The sequence below is a fragment of the Paenibacillus sp. FSL M7-0656 genome, assembly GCF_038003225.1.
Lineage (GTDB): Bacteria > Bacillota > Bacilli > Paenibacillales > Paenibacillaceae > Paenibacillus > Paenibacillus amylolyticus.
On the sequence record NZ_JBBOOT010000001.1, the window covers coordinates 2,957,001 to 2,974,835 of the forward strand.

The 17,835-nt window shown below is 46.5% G+C and carries 14 protein-coding genes; 4 read left to right on the forward strand and 10 right to left on the reverse strand.

From position 1 onward, the window contains the following. Nucleotides 1-255: 255 nt before the first annotated feature. Nucleotides 256-591 carry a hypothetical protein gene (locus tag MHI01_RS13120; protein WP_282319223.1) on the forward strand — a complete coding sequence of 112 codons (336 nt, stop codon included), beginning with the start codon at nt 256-258 and terminating at the stop codon, nt 589-591. Nucleotides 592-867: 276 nt separating this feature from the next. Here the strand turns inward: MHI01_RS13120 and mglC are convergent, their stop codons facing one another. The 7 genes from mglC to MHI01_RS13155 all read right to left on the reverse strand — a co-directional run bounded on the left by mglC (nt 868) and on the right by MHI01_RS13155 (nt 10,651). Then, on the reverse strand, nt 868-1,887 hold the full coding sequence (gene mglC, locus MHI01_RS13125; protein ID WP_017690326.1) for a galactose/methyl galactoside ABC transporter permease MglC: 1,020 nt from the start codon (nt 1,885-1,887) through the stop codon (nt 868-870). A 15-nt stretch (nt 1,888-1,902) separates the two neighbouring features. After that, the gene (locus tag MHI01_RS13130; protein ID WP_340983300.1) at nt 1,903-3,408 is read right to left on the reverse strand and encodes a sugar ABC transporter ATP-binding protein; all 1,506 of its coding nucleotides are present in this window, start codon (nt 3,406-3,408) and stop codon (nt 1,903-1,905) included. A gap of 74 nt (nt 3,409-3,482) precedes the next feature. Next, nucleotides 3,483-4,544 (reverse strand): galactose ABC transporter substrate-binding protein, encoded by a 1,062-nt coding sequence (locus tag MHI01_RS13135; RefSeq protein WP_036606548.1) that lies wholly within the window; start codon nt 4,542-4,544, stop codon nt 3,483-3,485. A gap of 162 nt (nt 4,545-4,706) precedes the next feature. Beyond that, nucleotides 4,707-5,879 (reverse strand): substrate-binding domain-containing protein, encoded by a 1,173-nt coding sequence (locus tag MHI01_RS13140; RefSeq protein WP_340983302.1) that lies wholly within the window; start codon nt 5,877-5,879, stop codon nt 4,707-4,709. Then, the gene (locus MHI01_RS13145; protein WP_340983303.1) at nt 5,857-7,683 is read right to left on the reverse strand and encodes a sensor histidine kinase; all 1,827 of its coding nucleotides are present in this window, start codon (nt 7,681-7,683) and stop codon (nt 5,857-5,859) included. The genes MHI01_RS13140 and MHI01_RS13145 overlap by 23 nt, the downstream gene beginning before the upstream one ends. Beyond that, nucleotides 7,680-9,413: a response regulator gene (locus MHI01_RS13150; protein ID WP_340983304.1), complete on the reverse strand. Its 1,734-nt coding sequence runs from the start codon at nt 9,411-9,413 to the stop codon at nt 7,680-7,682. Before MHI01_RS13150 ends, MHI01_RS13145 begins: the two co-directional genes overlap by 4 nt. Before the next feature lie 335 nt (nt 9,414-9,748). After that, complete coding sequence (locus MHI01_RS13155; RefSeq protein WP_340983305.1) at nt 9,749-10,651, reverse strand: tyrosine-type recombinase/integrase; 903 nt, start codon at nt 10,649-10,651, stop codon at nt 9,749-9,751. A gap of 168 nt (nt 10,652-10,819) precedes the next feature. Here MHI01_RS13155 and MHI01_RS13160 point away from each other — a divergent pair, with 168 nt between their 5' ends. Beyond that, nucleotides 10,820-11,020: a cold-shock protein gene (locus MHI01_RS13160; RefSeq protein ID WP_017690333.1), complete on the forward strand. Its 201-nt coding sequence runs from the start codon at nt 10,820-10,822 to the stop codon at nt 11,018-11,020. A gap of 104 nt (nt 11,021-11,124) precedes the next feature. Continuing rightward, nucleotides 11,125-11,397, forward strand: a complete 273-nt coding sequence (locus MHI01_RS13165; RefSeq protein WP_036606368.1) for an HU family DNA-binding protein — start codon at nt 11,125-11,127, stop codon at nt 11,395-11,397. Nucleotides 11,398-11,727: 330 nt separating this feature from the next. Here MHI01_RS13165 and MHI01_RS13170 read toward each other — a convergent pair whose 3' ends face one another. Then, nucleotides 11,728-12,372, reverse strand: a complete 645-nt coding sequence (locus tag MHI01_RS13170; RefSeq protein ID WP_340983306.1) for a Vat family streptogramin A O-acetyltransferase — start codon at nt 12,370-12,372, stop codon at nt 11,728-11,730. Between the two features lie 198 nt (nt 12,373-12,570). Then, nucleotides 12,571-14,571 carry a CotH kinase family protein gene (locus MHI01_RS13175; RefSeq protein WP_340983307.1) on the reverse strand — a complete coding sequence of 667 codons (2,001 nt, stop codon included), beginning with the start codon at nt 14,569-14,571 and terminating at the stop codon, nt 12,571-12,573. A 456-nt stretch (nt 14,572-15,027) separates the two neighbouring features. Between MHI01_RS13175 and MHI01_RS13180 the strand changes: the two genes are divergently transcribed. After that, nucleotides 15,028-16,764 (forward strand): methyl-accepting chemotaxis protein, encoded by a 1,737-nt coding sequence (locus MHI01_RS13180; RefSeq protein ID WP_127547408.1) that lies wholly within the window; start codon nt 15,028-15,030, stop codon nt 16,762-16,764. A 169-nt stretch (nt 16,765-16,933) separates the two neighbouring features. Here MHI01_RS13180 and MHI01_RS13185 read toward each other — a convergent pair whose 3' ends face one another. Then, nucleotides 16,934-17,710 (reverse strand): hypothetical protein, encoded by a 777-nt coding sequence (locus MHI01_RS13185; RefSeq protein WP_340983308.1) that lies wholly within the window; start codon nt 17,708-17,710, stop codon nt 16,934-16,936. Between the last annotated feature and the right edge of the window lie 125 nt (nt 17,711-17,835).

Below are 17,835 nucleotides of genomic sequence, written 5' to 3' on the forward strand. Positions count from 1 at the left end.
CTCGCCCCCCTTTGACATAAAACTCACATCAAATAACTTATGTACATGTATTATATCGATTATGATTAGCTGATGTTGTCGATTAGTGGAGGCTCGCCAAATTCGCACGAATGTATAAATTATGAAGGCAATAGGACATATGATGTAATTGTAATCAACAAAAGTGAAACAATTCCTCTTCGCATAAATCATTATTGTGGTACAATACAATAATGGATTAATTTAGGATAAATACTTGGTTATGGAGGATATCACATGACAACACAACGAAAACCACTGGGCCTCGGAACGCTCTCTCTACTCGTACTATTGATGGGTCTCGCCTTTAATTTTCAATGGGGCACAACAAATTTTATGATCAGTCATTATCTTTTTAACTTAATAAACATACCTATTTATAGCAACGGAACTCAAGGACTTCACATTCCTTTTGTAGTAGCAGCCCTCTTCTGGATTCCAGCCTTCTTGATCGCCAAAAAAAATCGTTCACATTATGGCACAAGTGTATCTTATAACGTCGCCGGATTTATGTTGCTCTTATGCATCATTGGACCAGTTATCTCCGTTATCGATTGGATGGTCAATGGTTAAACAATTAAAGCCAGCTCTCTATATCCCGAGGGCTGGCTTCTTTGCTGCTTTTCCATATAAGATGAACAAATTGTTTACACGATAACGTAGAGGACAGAAATAACCTGAAGAAGCGGAGCGTTCGCCTAAAAGCTTTCTGAAAGAAAGCTGCATCGGAAGCATATGCTATCCCCGGATTTTCACTTCTTTAGAAGGGAATCAAAAAATCTGGGGATAACAGCGATCAGAAGGTTGTTCTGTCATCGGAGTGACTGGTGTAACCTCTTGAGGCTCATCTTATTTCTTTGCCATATACTTACGGATATCAAAAGCCACCGCAGCAACAATGATCAATCCTTTGATAATCAACTGCCAGTATGGACTCACACCGATAAACGTCAGACCATAGTTAATGACCCCGAAGATCAGTACACCCGCCATTACCCCAGGTACTGTTCCAATACCACCCGCCGTTGATACGCCGCCTACCACACATGCGGCAATCGCATCCAGCTCATACATGTTACCGTAATTGTTTGTTGCTCCACCTGTGCGTGCTGCCTCAAGTACACCACCCAGACCATACAGTGCACCCGCAATGGCATACAGCGCAACCAGGTTGCGAGCCACATGAATCCCGGATACATGCGCCGCCTGAATGTTGCCACCGATCGCGTACATGTTTTTGCCGAGACGTGTTTTGTTAAAGATTACCCAGCAGATTAATGCCACCGCAATAGCAATGAGGACAATATACGGGATGGAATAACCTCCGCCCAGATCAATGTATCCAGAGCCAATGACGGTAAAATCGGGTCTCAATCCTCCGATCGGCTGTGACTGGTTGGGTTCCGTATCAAAATAAATGGAGTTCAGTCCGTACACGGCAACCATTGTACCCAGCGTTGCGATAAATGGGGGCACATGTAATTTGGCGACAATGAGTCCATTGACCAATCCCACAAACAGACCTGCGGTAATCCCGACAAGGATCGGCAGACCCACCCATAAGTGGGGCAGATCGGGGAAGAAGCGATTGGCATACTCGTCAATTTGTAGCATCGATGCCGATACAACAGCCGTCAGACCAACCACCCGTCCAGCGGACAGATCGACCCCGCCCGTGACAAGGATAAAGGCTGCACCGAGCGCAATAATGGCCCGTGTGGAGGACTGCTGCAAGATGTCCCGCAGTGTGGAGAAGGCCAGAAAATTCGGATCGGCAATCGCAATACCAATAATGAGCAGGATCAGTACGATAAAGATGGCGCGCTGTGTTACATATTGTTTCACTTGATTGATCATCTGTGTGTTCATCTGTTTCCCTCCTGACTAAGCCATCCGCTGCTGCGCGGCCAGCCTCATAATATCCTGCTCTGTTGCCTCGGCTCCGTCCACGATTCCGGTGAGACGCCCTTCGCTCATCACCATAATGCGATCCGACATACCCAAAAGCTCAGGCATCTCTGAGCTAATCATGATAATGCTTTTGCCCTGACGAGCCAGTTCCGTAATAATGGTGTAAATCTCAAACTTGGCCCCTACATCGATTCCACGTGTCGGTTCATCCAGTAGCAGAATCTCCGGGTCGGTCAGCAACCAGCGCGCTAACAGAACTTTCTGTTGATTGCCGCCAGACAGGTTTCGAATCAGCGTGTTAACTGAAGGCGTTTTGGTTCTGAACTTCTGCGTCTGCTCACGTGCCTCTTCGCGGCCCTTTTTCTCGTCCAGCAAGCCCACGCGATTTCGGTAGCGCCCCAGACTGGCAATGATCGTGTTCTCATACACCGACAACACCGGGAAGATTCCTGTGACTCTTCGTTCTTCCGTGAGCAACGCAATGTTATGACGCTTCGCTGCTGCGGGGGAATTAATCTTCACCTTGCGCCCATGAATCGAAATCGTACCTGAAGCGAGTCCGCGCAGTCCAAACAAGGACTCAATCAGTTCTGTCCGCTGTGCTCCAACCAAGCCGCCAATACCAAGTACTTCACCTTTTCGCAGCTCAAAGGATACATCACAAAACGATTTGGACTGGCTTGATGTCAGACCCTCGGCTTTTAATATCACTTCACCGGGTACGTTCGTCCGTTCCGGGAAACGTTCGTCCAGATCACGGCCAACCATACGCGTAATGATCAGATCTGTCGTTAGATCCACAGCATCCCATGTCCCGACAACGAAACCATCACGCATGATCGTCACTTCATCCGAGATCGTCAGGATTTCCTCCATCTTGTGTGAAATATAGATAATGGATACGCCGCGACTGCGCAGTTCATTAATAATGGCAAATAGCTGATCCACTTCTTTGCCTGTCAGGGAAGAAGTTGGCTCATCCATGACGATGACTTTGGATTGAAAAGAGACCGCCTTGGCGATTTCCATGGATTGAATCTTGGAGACAGACAGTGTTCCCGCCTGAGCCTTCGGATCAATATCCAGGTTCAAGTCCTTGAACAGGGCCAGCGTATCGGTATACATCCGTTTCTCGTCCACCAGTATTCCCCTCATCGGAAAACGACCCAGCCATATATTCTCCATCACCGGACGATGCGGGACCGGATTCAGCTCCTGATGAATCATGGATATGCCTTGCTGAAGTGCCGCTTTGGAATTCGGAATATCCACATCCTTTCCTTCGATACGTATCGTTCCTTCATCCGGGTGATACATGCCGAACAGACATTTCATCAGTGTGGATTTCCCCGCTCCATTCTCTCCCATCAAGGCGTGAACCGTCCCCGGCTTTACTTTCAATGTGACCTGACTTAGTGCCTGCACACCCGGAAATGCTTTGGAAACTCCATTCATCTCCAGCAGGTAAGGTGACTCCATCTTGGTTCCTCCCTTCCATATGACCGTCAAAAAAGGGACGCTACCCGAATGTCGGACGTCCCTGTCTCGTGCTGTTATTGGGCGTCGGCGATGTTGTCTTTTGTAATCTTTTTGTATGCAATCCAGACGTATTTACCATCTGTAATGTCGTATTTGGTATTTTCCTTTGTTGGTGTCTCACCTTTAGCAAGTACGGAAGCCAGTGCCACCGTGGCTGCACCCTGATTCTTGGCATCATTAAGCACCGTGCCCAGCATTGTGCCATCCTGGAGAGCCTGAATGGCTGGAGCTGTTGCATCCACACCTACCACCGGCATGGATTTGCCATCTTTGAAGTATCCGGCTGCTTTCAATGCCTCAATGGCTCCCAAGGCCATGTCATCATTGTTTGCGAGAACGGCTTCAATCTTGTCACCATGGGAAGCCAGGAACGCCTGCATTTTCTCCTGACCTTTCACCCGGTCCCACATCGCCGTGTCTTCCGCCAGTGCTTCCACTTCGATTCCGGCATCCTGGATCGCCTGAACCGAATATTTGGTCCGAAGCTCTGCATCCTGGTGACCCGGTTCCCCTTTCAGCATGACGTATTGCAGTTTGCCATCGCCGTTTTTGTCCGCTTCCGGATGTGCTTTCCAGTAATCCACAATCAGCTGTCCAGAGATTGTACCGGACTCCTCCGCTTTTGCTCCTACGTAATACACTTTATCCCATTTGTTCATATCTTCAGCTACTGGCTCACGGTTGAGGAATACCACTGGAATGTTCGCTGCCTTAGCCTTGTCAATGATGACACCTGCCGCCGTCCGGTCCACCGGGTTCACGGCCATTGCATTGTATTTCTTGGACACAAACAGATCGACTTTCTCATTCTGGGTCGGCTGTGCATTCTGGCTATCCACGATATCCAAAGTCGCGACACCTTCCGCTGCTGCGGTCATGGCATTACGTACACCCGTCATGAATGTATCGTCAAATTTGTAGATGGCAACACCAATCTTGGGCGTTTCCGTACCGGCTGCTGTCTGGCCTCCTGTATCTGTTCCCGTACTTCCACCTGCGCTGTCTCCGCCGCTACTGCACCCCGCCGCCACAACCATACATGCCGTAATCAACAGTGTCATCCATGTCTTCTTCATATCCTAATGACCTCCCCCAAGTTCATTCGGCTTCACCGATGTCTTTATTATGAAAGGGTTTACATTAAATTCGAATACAATATCTTCACCTGTTCTATCGAAATCTTCCTCAAGTTAACAAACACCTTAATTTCTTCGTTCAGCATTCGTTCCAGCATTGGTTCATTGTACAAAAGGAAACAACAGCTTCTGGTTATCCATCCAGAACATATTGTCTGTACTAACCAGCTTGGTCTCAAGTAACACTCTCGCTTGCACCTGTTGATTGTTCAGCCGCGCAACGGCTTGATTCAATCCCAGATAACCTGCACTGTATCCATTCTGGACGATGAGATGATCAAAGACCCCTTCTTGCAATTGCTCCAGTTGCTGTTGTTCACTGCCAAATCCAACTATCCTTACCTTGTCCGCAGAGTTGCGTCGATTCAGTTCATCTGCTGCTCCCAGAGAAGCCGGTTCCTGAAGAGTAATGAAACCATCTACCTCCTGCTGGTCCAGCAATTGCTTCGCAGTCTGCCAACATCCATCCCGTGTATTACATATCGATTTGGGTTCCACTTGAATATTAGGATACTGTACCAAGGCTTCCATAACTCCCTGCTCTCTCTGAATCAGACCCGAATTAAGAGGATCAGGGCCCAATAAAGCCACATGCCCTTTCCCTTCCAGAAGCTCCGCCATAGCCTGGCCGGCCTGTCTTCCCGCCTCAACATTATCCATCGAGATGAAACTGGTGATGCCTTTCACGGGAAATTCATCGTTAAGCACAATGACAGGAACAATGGTTCCATCGGAATTTGTTGTCTGTGCCTCCTGAATGATGTCACTAAGTGCCTTTTCACTTAGGGGATCAACCAATAGAGCTGATGCCCCATGCTTCAGAGCCGATGCGGCGGCCTTCACTTGAGCCTGCTCTCGCGCACTGCGAGACAACGTTTGGCTTTTGATATTTGCATGTTTGACCTGCATCTGACTTCCAGCAGAGTCCAGAATGGCAGGCGTGTAGATATCACCATCGGAAGGGTATGCTTCCACGGTAATCAGTTCGGCCCCGTTCTCTTTGGCAGCCGCTTCGGCACCAAGCCGGATAGCTTCCGCAAGTTCCCCTGTCCCAGCTGGCGTAATCAGCGCGATACGTGGCGGTACTGTCGTAGCATCGGGACTCGATAAGCCACAGGCGCTGCATATGAGCAGACAGCAGCTTGCAGCTGTCTGGGTTACTAACCAACGTTTCCGGATTCCAGGGAAACTCGCAGCAACCTTTTTCCAAAACGTACGGATATTCAATCCTTTACCTCTATGGGCATCGTTCCTATTCACTTGGTTGTCTGTCATCAGGCTCTCCCTCCTTCTGCTGCGATTGAATGGGAATCCGAACCCAGACCGTGGTGCCTTCTTCCAACTCACTTGCAAATTCAAGGCCATATGCCTCTCCATAATAGAGCCGGATTCGGTCATGTACGTTGCGTACAGCTACGCCTGATCCTGCACCGCTTTTGACAACCGGACTGCCACTCAATAATCCCGACATCTGTTCTTCCGTCATGCCGACCCCATTATCTGTTATGCGAAACACCAGCTTGTTGCCCTCACGATAAACATCAACCTCAATACTTCCTTCGTCCATGTGGTACTCGATGCCATGAACAATGGCGTTTTCAATCAGGGGTTGGAGCACCAGCTTCAATGTCAGGCAATCCAGAAGCGTATCATCTGCCTTAATCGTAAAGTTGAATTTACGCTTGAACCTCATCTGCTGAATCGTCAAATAATGCTGCGCATGCTCCAGCTCTTCCCTGATCGTGATAATCGTTTTGCCTTGACTAAGACTGATGCGGAACAGGCGAGAGAGAGACGTGATCATCGTAATCACTTCTTCATTGCGACTCATGCCTACCATGCGCACTACTGAATTCAGAGTATTATATAAAAAATGTGGATTGATCTGGGCCTGCAAGGCTTCCAGCTCCAGACGCCGCTTCTGTTCCTGCTCATGGATGATCTCATCCATCAGGGTGCGAATTTTATTGACCATCAGGTTGAAGCGACGGGATAGACGTTCCACCTCCAGCGGCCCTTCAATAGGCAACTCCACGTTGAAATCCCCGCGCTCTACGGCCTTCATTTTACGTTCCATTCGCCGAATCGGACGAGTCAGACTGGAGGATAAGAACAGCGAGACAAGAATGACCAGTACCAGTACAACGACCAATACACGAATGAGATATCCGTTCACTTCCTGACGCGTTGTCATAATCTCATCCAAATAAGCAACACCGACGATTTTCCACCCGATATTGGCAACGGACTTTACGGTATTCAGCCTTTTCTGCCCATCTGCTTCATCTTCGTAACTGCCGGAAGCCACCAAAGCCTGTTCGATATTCTCGCTTTTGAGTCCCATATACATCAATTGTTGCTGCGGATGGTACACGATATTGCCCGCACTCTCATCGATGATATACACGTATCCTCGTTGCCCCAGACTGACCCGACGGCTCAGTTCATCCATCTGTTTGAAATTGATATCGACCAGCAGGATAACCTGCCGATCCTGACCATTTTGCCGTATCGTTATGCCTTTGCTCATGGAAACGACCCATTTATATGGGCCTGTGTACATGTTCTGAATATGAGGTAACGAGAAACTCAGGTGATCCGGCACACGAAGCGCAGACTGAAACCACCCTTGCTGTGTCACATGGGCGCTGGTTTTTAATTCGGCTGTAGGTCGGTTCTTGAGCAATTTCCCCGTGGAATCAAGCAGAGTAATCGAGATGATATCTTCACGACTGCTGAGCAGTGTGTCAAGCTGTTTGTCCACCAGTTCCCCTTCCCATGTCCCGTCACGCAACATGTGTTCCTCAATGGCACGGTACAGATGCGACATACTGCGGACGTAATCCTCCAGGTTATAACTGACCTGATCCACAATTTGTCTCGTCGTGAGTTCCGCACTTCGCTCGGCAGCCTGCGTGAACTTGTCATGCAGAAGCATCGCCATGATGGTTAGCACCAAGACGATGAAGACGGAAAAGGACCATGTAATAATAAACCGGATACTGCTGACTCTGGACGAACGCAAACGAGAGCGTAATTGAGGTCCCATGGACTTTACCCATCTGGACAACAACTTCATCGGATTGAACCTTCACTTGCCGCCTGGGAAGCCTGTTTACGATATTCTTTGGGCGAGACGCCAATATGTTTTTTGAAACAAAAACTGAAGTAGTTGGGTTCGGCAAAGCCAACCTGCTCCGCAATTTCAAACGACTTCAGCTCGGTCGAGCGAAGCAGTTCACGCGCTGCCTCCATTCGGATCTGCATCAGGTACTGCAAGAATGTAAGTTGTACTTCTTTTTTGAAAATGCCACAAAAATAACCGGAGCTGATATGCAAATGCCCGCACACCTTCTGAATGGACAGGTCCGGGTCAGCATAATGCTCTTTCGTGAAAACTAATGCCTGCTCGACAATATCTTTGTATACATGCTGGCGTCCGCTGGCAATGCGATGTTGCACGAGTAGACAGACCTCCCGTACCTTCTTCTGTGCCTCAGTAAGTCCAGGCAGTCGGAACAAATCCGCATACAACTGGAACCCTGCACCAAAGATGTCCTCCATCGCTTCCCCTGATGCCTGTGCCGCCTTCCATACTGTTGTTAACACTTCAATTAAATAGAGCTGAATATCACTTCGCCCGTGTTCCACTGTAATTTCCCGAAAAATGATCGCAAGTGCTTCCTCCAGCTCCGCTTGTGTACCCGCCTTCAGGCAACGTGTCAGCGTCTGCTGCTTCAACTCGTCGAACCGCAGCTTGCCCGCTGTCTGTCGCTCCACGTCCGCGATGTATATAATTGAATCCGTCCCGGGCACAAGCCGATAATCCAATGCCAGCAGGGCATCTTCATAGGCATGATTCACATCCGCGAGTGTATCCACAATCTGACCAGAGCCCACCGTAGCCGGGATACGTAAATAGTGGTTGATGCTGCGCATCACATTTTCCAATGCCTTCTGTTGCCGCTTCGCTCCATCTGTACCGCCCGTACGATCCACATAGAGCAGAACAATCGTCTCCTGATGCATAAAGGCATGACCAGCCCCATGCTCCGCCCAAACTTCTGCCGCAATGTTAAGTGCCGCAAAGCGTTTCAGTTCAGCATCCTCAGATTGACGCAAGGAACCTCCGGGAACGAATATCTCAGACTGGTCCGCTACCTCGGATGTTGTTTTGTTATGTCGCTGTGGGGGCTCGCTGAATCCTCCCTCAGGTTTCTCCTTCTGCACATCTCCATCCATATGCAGTGTCAATACGGACACCCCATAGCGTTCCCCTGTCAGATCCAATCCGCATTGTTTGGCTTTACTATGAATATATGTTGAGGATTTCTGTCGATGGAGCAAGGTCGCCATCAGATCTGCCTGTAATAAAGGCAAACTGGTATGATAGTGCTCACGCAGTTGCTGTACATCTTCACGCTCAGCCACTTCAGACGCCATCTGGGCGCGCAATCTTGTGAGCAGTTCGGTGAGATGCCCTGCCGAGAACGGCTTCAGCAGATATTCATCCACACTTAACGAGATGGCTTGCCTCGCATAATCAAATTCATCATATCCAGTCAAAATGACCACCTTTACGAGTGGATTACGTTTCCTCAATCTTTGTGCGAGTTCCAGACCATTCATGAATGGCATGCTGATATCCGTCACCACAATGTCCGGCTCTACCCTCTCCGCCATCTCCAATGCTTCCCGCCCATTCTCAGCCAAACCGACTATCCGCAGATCGAGCGCTTCCCAATCGACCTCTACAACAAGTCCTTCACGCACATCTTCTTCATCATCCACCAGCAGTACCCGGTACACGTTTGGATTCCTCCCTTTTGATGACGGCCTTAGCCCTATCAACGAATATATATGTAGCATTGTGAATCATTTGATTTCTTATTGCTCAACGAATTGAAGCAAAATGCAAAGGCTCAGCGTTGATCTGTTCCAAGGTTGCCATCATAATATACAATATTATCAGGGATATGTAATCGCTTTCTTTATTAGAGGTAAGGCAACCCTGTCGGGCAGTGCCTAAGTGAAATGTGAAGGATCGTATATGAATGCTAAAGGTAGGTTAAAGTAATACAAACACGGAAAATTTCGAAGTACTTCTAATAAGAGGTGTTTTGATTCTGACTATAATTCAGTCTTCATTCTTGTTCTTTACGATGATTCGTACTTAATGCTTTAAAATAAATCATTGTTGTATCTGGGTTGGTGTGTCCCATTATCTCGGCCAAACGGTGCAGTGGCGTATGCTCAGCCATGGCGTAGCCAAAACGATGACGCAGGTCGTGTGAACTCAGTCCTTCCAGCCCTGCTGTTATCATTACTTTTTTAATCAGGTGGCGCAATGCTCTCTCCGTTAAACGATCGTTTGTCTTCTCTGAAGGAAAAAGATACGCACGATCGGTAGCAAGATCAGATAAGTACTGATTCAATATGACAACACACTGCATATTCAGAGGGATCTTACGTTGCACGTTGCGTTTATCTGCGCTCACTGTCAGGTGACCGCTTCGTCTACCAATTTCGATATCATGAGGCTTGAGGTTGCATACCTCCATCGTTCGCAAGCCTGTGTGAAACATAAGGGTGAGGATGGTCTGATCACGAAGGGAATTACCATACTCCACTGCCGCGAGGAATGCCTGCTCTTCTTCCAATGTCATTCGGCGTGGACTTACTTTGTCTTCCGGAATGAATTTTAATGGTTTGGAAGGGTCATGACTGAGCCTGGATTCCAAGACAGCCCATTTGAAAAAACGCTTCAGCGTAATCAATCTCCGGTTAATGGTGGCTGGTTTCAATAACATAACTTGGTGAGCATCTTCACGATAACTGACTAAAGTGGATGTATCCACATCTTCAATTCGCAGTGAAAACTCTGCGCTGAGCATGGTGCTTTCCTTGTACCATTCAATAAAGTGCTTCAGATCACTTGCATATTCCTTCACGGTTTTGGGATGCAATTCCCCCTCTTTAGCAAGCATATGTATGAATTCCTCTACTGTCGGTTCCCGCTGCACCGAAACCCCTGATGACTGATTCATTAGAAAATACCTCCAAATCTTGACTTATATTAGCGGACATGGTATTATCATATTAATCGATACATTAGCGGACATCAAGTTCGTGGTTTAAATGCACCAGGTGAGTGTCAATTTTAAATTATACTCGTCATAATGATCGGCTAAAAACTTATTTTTTGGAGGAATCACATGCAAACAGGTACAGTGAAATGGTTCAACGCGGATAAAGGATTCGGCTTTATCGAAACTGAAGAAGGAACAGATGTATTCGTTCATTTCAGTGCAATTCAAGGTGAAGGTTACAAATCTTTGGACGAAGGTCAACGCGTTCAATTTGAAGTAACTCAAGGTAACCGTGGACCACAAGCTGAGAACGTTACTAAACTTTAATTATATGAAAGCTGCCTTATTAATAAGGCAGCTTTTTATTTACACATATGTTGCACAGTAAAGAAAAGATTTCACATCCCAAGATTGAAAGCGAGGTATTCCCCATGGATAAAGAACAATTGATCACAGAAGTAGCTAAGGCTGGCGGTTTCTCCAAGAAGAATGCTGAAAAAGCTGTAACCGTTGTACTGGACTCGATTCTCGAAGCTCTCAAAGAAGGCAAAGAAGTTCAACTGGTCGGATTCGGGAAATTTGAAGTGCAGAAGCGTGAGGCAAGAACGGGAAGAAGCCGGAAAACAGGCAAAGAAATTCAACTACCTGCAGGTAAAGTTCCTGTATTCACAGCAGGCTTAAGCATGAAAGAAGCTTTAAATTAAACAACGCAACAACTTATTGAAAAGAGGTTTTTATTCAAACACACAATGATAATATGGATTTAAATGTCGTGTTTACTACCGTTGATGATATCATTAACTTTTATTCAGGCAAACAGACAAACTCGGATCATACAGAAAATCACACTCATTTGAAGCCCCCATCAACAAAGTCTGATTGTACCCTACGACCACCCACTCGTTAAATTAACATTTCATCTTGGACAACAAGAGGCCCTGATCCGCTCAAAACGGTCCAGGGCCTGATTTGCTTGGAAGCCGGCTCCGTCAGGAACCAGCTTATTTGTCTTTTAAGCACAATGCACATCCAGCCTATTTGCTGTTCAGAAGTTCGCGCAAGATCTGTAGATCATATGTAGAGACAAGACGTTCCAAATGCGTATCCAGCCATTCCTCATCCTGATCCCACCACTTCAATTCCAGCAGCAGTGCAATCGTCTCTTCGTCAAAACGCTTTTTAACAGTCTTGGCTGGATTACCACCAACAATCGTATAGGGTTCAATGTCCTTAACAACGGTTGAATTGGAGGCAACGATTGCCCCGTCTCCAATCTTGATACCAGGCATGATCGTTACATTTTGTCCAAGCCATACATCGTTCCCCAGTACCGTGTCACCCTTATATGGAAGTTGTTCCACTGTAGGTGTCACACGCTCCCATCCTCCACCAAAAATGTTGAACGGATACGTGGTCATACCCTCCATCCGATGATTCGCGCCATTCATAATGAATGTCACACCTTCCGCAATTGCACAGAAATTTCCAATGACCAGGCGATCACCAATAAAGTCATAATGATGCTGTATCCGGTCATAGAATTGCTCTGGTGGATTTGTGTTATCACTATAATACGTATAATCACCGATGTCCACGTTGGAACGCGGCGGCAGGTTTTGAATGTAACATACCGTACGGATATTCTCATTCGGGAAAAGTTTTGTTTTATCAGGGGCCATATGAAGTCCCTCCTTTTCCCTATTGTAACAGATTTTAAATCTTAAACGGACTAAGTGAGGTCGGACATGGACGAGGCCGGATTTTGCTGGATGTTCGCTCCGTCTAACCTGACAAAACAGAGCAAAAAGGGATTCGATCTGACCATCGAATCCCTTTTCTCGTTCTCCATACTAACGTTGATCTGCAGGAGATATTTCTTATTTGGATGTAAGGCTTACTTGTGCAGCGGTTTGATCCCAGTCCACGGTAAGTCCCAGTCCTTCTGAGTTGAAGCGTACAGGCACAAGTGTGCGACTGTTTTGAATGATCGCTGGTGCATCAATTTCAAGTGTCTCTCCATTTACGGTTGCGGTGCTACTTCCGATCTTGAGCACAAGGGTCTGATCATTCAGAACCGCTGTTACCGTCTTCGCCGCTTTGTCCCAAGTCACTTCTGCACCCATTGCTTCGAGGATTGCGTTCACAGACACCATCACTCGGCCACTTTGCTGCAGCGGGTCCTGATCCTGGAATGTGATCAATTTACCATCGAGAGTTACGGTAATGGTTTTGTCGGTTGTTCCAGATGAGGTGTTCGAACCTGTCTCTTCCGAAGTCTCAGGCAAAGGCGTTACTTCACGTCCAAGTTGCTCTTGCAGATTCGCAAGACGGTTCAGTGCAAATGTCGTCAGTGACCCGGCTGCCATGGAGCCCATGCCTCCGCCCCCACCGCCAAAGTTACCACCAGGGCGTGTCTGCGTATTATCTGTACCCGTTGTTGCATCTGTTGTACCGTTTCCGGTTGCAGTACCCGGCTGAGTTGGAGGTGTTGTTCCATCTGGAGGTGTCATTCCTTCGAAACCTTCAGGCGGCGTCATACCTTCCATGCCTTCAGGTGGGGTCATGCCTTCAAATCCTGCTGGTGGTGTACCGCCCATACCACCTGCCGCGTCTGCATTTGCAGAATAAGCGATGTTGGATTCGAACTGTTCTGTCGTATAAAATTTCGTGGAATCTGCTTCCACATAAGGACGAATCTCATCGGCAAGGCCAGTGATACGATCCTGAATGCCTTCCATGTAGTCCGTCAGTTTATTGACGTAGCTCAAATATTTTTCCTTATACTCCGGCACAGCAAGCAGGTTATTAATCATCGGTACATTTTCCATGTTAATGCCTAGTACCGGCTCGTCCACAGATACGTTTGTTGCGTTGGTGTTGGTCGTGGTTGATCCGGTTGTTGTGCCACGTCCGCCTCCACCCGAGTACCCGTTGAAGGACATGTTAAAGTCCCAAGGAACAACGGTGAACTTGCCAGCGGCATCACTGTAGAGCATGTAGTTGTGCCCTTTGTCGCCGTTATAACTGTCATAGTTGCCAAAAACCATGTTGCCTGCAATATATTGAAGCGCCGAATCCACGTCCAGTACATTTTCAATATCACCTTTTTCACCTTCTGGCATCTCGTTCAGCGTTTGGATGAAGGTTTTGAGTTTGGCTTTGTCTTTATCTGTACCCAAATCTTTGGTGATTGTACTGTAGTCACTGCCCTCTTCATATTGAAGATAACTCTTCTCATCCGTATCATAGAGGACGCCTTCTTCGTAATCCTCACCGTAGTTGCGCTCCAGATAGCTATCATCCACTGCTTCAACGCCAGTATAGAAACCAACCAGCTCGCTGTTAACGTACAAATTAACATAGTTCGTCATTGGTACATCCATGCCAATGCTGCGCAGTGCTTCATAGTGAAGAACTTCATGCATGTACGACGGATCGGCGTAGTTATTGTTTAGTACCATTTTATCCAGTCCAAGCAGGGTTTGTGTTTTGTCGTATTTATCAAACTTCAGTCTGAAGCTGTAACGGTCCGAATCTTCCATTGAGGCTACAGCTTTCAGGGTCAGATTGCCCTTGGTGGAGAAACCGACATTGTCCAGCTTGTTGCCGTCCACTTCCACACTAACATTCTTATAATCCTTATCCAGCGGACTCTCGAGCATGCTCTTCCAGTCTGCATCATCAATCGTTACATTCACATCAATGACGTTATCCGTCTGGAACAACGATTCATAAGCTTGCGTCACGCCTACACTCGTGGTTGTCGCTGTACTTTCTGCGGCAAATGCCGCATTCGGACTTCCGATCAGACCAAAAGATGTCGTTACCATCGTCACGGACAATGCCGTTACTGCAACTTTTCGTAATAAAATATTCAAATGATGAATCCTCCTTCTTGGTTTCTGTTAAGCAACCGAGGCTTATGTAACCATGGTAGGGGACGAACCTTTAGTGAATCTTAAACGCGATCAAAAATGATATGTATCACTATGAAATTTTCATGGATATACAAGAAATATAATGAAAAAAGCGCAATTATAACCTTGGAACCGGTTCATAAGTCCTATTTTGTTGCAAATATCTAATATTAATATGCCTATATAACGATATATCTGAAGAGTAGAACTTACCTGGAGTTCATATACGTGAATAGCAAAACCCATTACGAAAAGCTTTTAGAAACAAAAGAGAATTTGATCAGACAGGATATTTAGGGACGATTTCACAGTTTTTAAGTCAACAATTACATAGCGTGTACAACACCCAGGATAAGTCCTTCGTCACAATCGTAGAAGGAGTGAACCATCTTGTTTAATAAGCTTCGCTGGAGTACCATGCCTTTCTTCATCAAAAATTTGGTGATTTCATTCGGCAGCATCATGTTGATCGGTGTAATCCTGATTACTGCCGCGTATCAATTGCAAAAAAATATCTTGGTTGAACAGTTGCACGACCAGGCTACCGTCATCACCCAAAAATGGTATGATGATCTCGACACTGCCAAAGTGGCAGAAGCGGCTAAGGAAAAAAGCTACTCCGGTCCTATACAGCTGGAAATGAAAACTTATCTCGATTCCATCCATGAATTCTATCCAAACATCGCGCAAGCGTACATTTTTGGTTCAGAACTTGAGCAAGGAAACGGAACGTCCATCATCGCGATTCCAACGAACCTGTTGGAACCATTCGAGGAAGGTAATCTGCCCGCAGGTGCCATGTACCCGCTGCCTCAGAATAACGTCGTAGTGCTGGAACAGATGAAAAAGGACGGAAAACCTGCCTTCAGTGATTTCTACACGGATGAGTACGGAACCTGGACCACTCTGATCTATCCGATTAATAACGCAGATGGCTCCATGTACGCTGCTCTTTACTTCGATGTAGATGCAAGTGCCGTTCCAAAAGGTTTGAACAAACTGCTTACGTACGGTTTGATGTTCCTGATCGGTTTCCTGATCCTGTTCATGGTGTTGCAATTCATTTTGCTGAAAAGAACGTTGCTTCCGATCCGCAATCTGATGAAAGGTATCGAAGAAGTCAGCACGGGTAATCTGGACGTAACCATCGATACCGGACGAGATGATCTGGGTATCATCAACGAGAAGTTTAATGCGATGATCCATCGCTTCAATACAACCATCTATAAAGTACAGAATGCTTCACATCACCTCTCGGAGTCTTCCAAACAACTACTGGGCATTTCCGAGAAAAATAATGTGAACATTCAATCCATCAGCACCAATATTCGAGAAATCTCTACTGGACTGGTGTCACAAGACAAAGCCACTGTGGAGAACGCTCGTGCCATGACAGAGATGTCAACGGTAGTGCAGACGATCGCCAGCAGCTCAGCCGATGTGGCAGATGAAGCACTCAGCATGGAGCAGCGCTCCAGCACAGGTAATGTGGTGATGCAACAAGTCATTGAGCAGATGCGCCTGATCTCCGGTGCGGTGCAAAATACGTCAAACTCGATTCAGTCTTTGGAAAATAACTCGAACCAGATTAGCAACATAGTTAACGTGATTACGGAGATTGCTGGACAAACCAACTTGCTTGCACTTAACGCTTCAATCGAGGCAGCCCGCGCAGGTGAAGAAGGAAGAGGTTTTGCCGTGGTTGCAGGCGAGGTACGTAACCTGGCAGAGCAATCGCAGGAATCAGCGAAGCAAATTCGACAGTTAATTGAAGAAATTCAACGGGATATCATGCAGTCTTCCGAAGCGATGCAGTTGGGTTCCAAGGAAGTTACCAAAGGCTTGGAAGTTACCCAAGAGACTGGTGTATTCTTCGAGAATATTCTGACTGCTACGAATAAAGTTGCAAACCAGATTCAGGATATCTCCAGTTCTACTGAAGAAATCTCGGCAAGCACACAGGAAATGTCTGCCACCGCCGATGAACTGTCTGCCAATGTCAGCAAGGCAGCAAGCAGCAGTAAACAAATTGAGCAGTCAATTGATGAGCAGGAAGCCTCCATGGCAGCCATTGTGAGTGCCTCCGATGAGCTCTCGGTTGTATCCGAGCAACTGCAAGAACTGATCTCATTCTTTAAAGTACGTGCAGAATAGAATTAATAGGATATAGATAAAAGTAATAAGACACAGTAAAAACCAAGGCTCATGAGTGACTGAACTCAAAGCCTTGGTTTTTTTGTTGATACCAGGGTAGGCTCTATACCTTCCCGGTATCATTTAACAGACAGTGGTGTCATCAACTGATTGTTGAACCTCCAATCCACTATAATCCTGCAGCTGCTTTAATTTCTTTTCTCTGAGAAACGATTAATGATTGTAACTTTGCTGTTCCAAATGCACCTGCTGAGAAAGCATTCGCTTTCGGATAATAAACCATTCGAAAAGATGTTCCATCTTGAAGGTGCACACGTAAAAAAATCCCTGTCTCATGCTTGGATTTCTTATACACCTCATCAAAGCCAACATATCGCAACGGCAAAAGCTCGTTCATGAATTCGGATGCGGCTTCCTGGGGAAAGTCACCGATTGGGCTGCCATCGTTCCCGCTTTCAAGGCTGACTTTTTCCACTTTGTCTTCAATGTCCATCAGGTCTCCCATTGTCTTAGCATTGGGATTTTCTTTTGCTTCGTAAACCTTATTATTCGCTACTACGCGATAATGCGACTTATAACCTTTCAGTTCATATATAACAGTTCCAATTGGAAGATATGCCGCATCACCATTCTCGGTCACGTGATCCGCACACGCATGCTCGTTCAGCATGTAGCTCACTTCCCCTACCCTATCCCCAATTTGCTCTGCAGGTACCACTTTGGCCCCTTCGTTGTTTTGAAAATATGTAACATTATGAATCATCAGAAAATCAATCCATTCAAGGGTTCCCGGGCATCGTTTCGTTGATTCCTTTGAAACTTCTTTCGTAATCGTTTCCTGGGGTTTGGATGTTATTTCTCCCTTATTCGATGTTCCACAGCCAACAATAATGACTAGAATTAAAAGTATACTCAAACGCTGGCTCCAATATTTAAATGGTTGCATGATCAATCACCTCAACCTAGTAGACGGATTCAACTAAGACATAGTTACGAGTTTTTTTCAATCAGCTATTCAACTCATTAACATTATAAGAATAGAGAGCAGTTATTTGGGCCAATGTGTTCCTT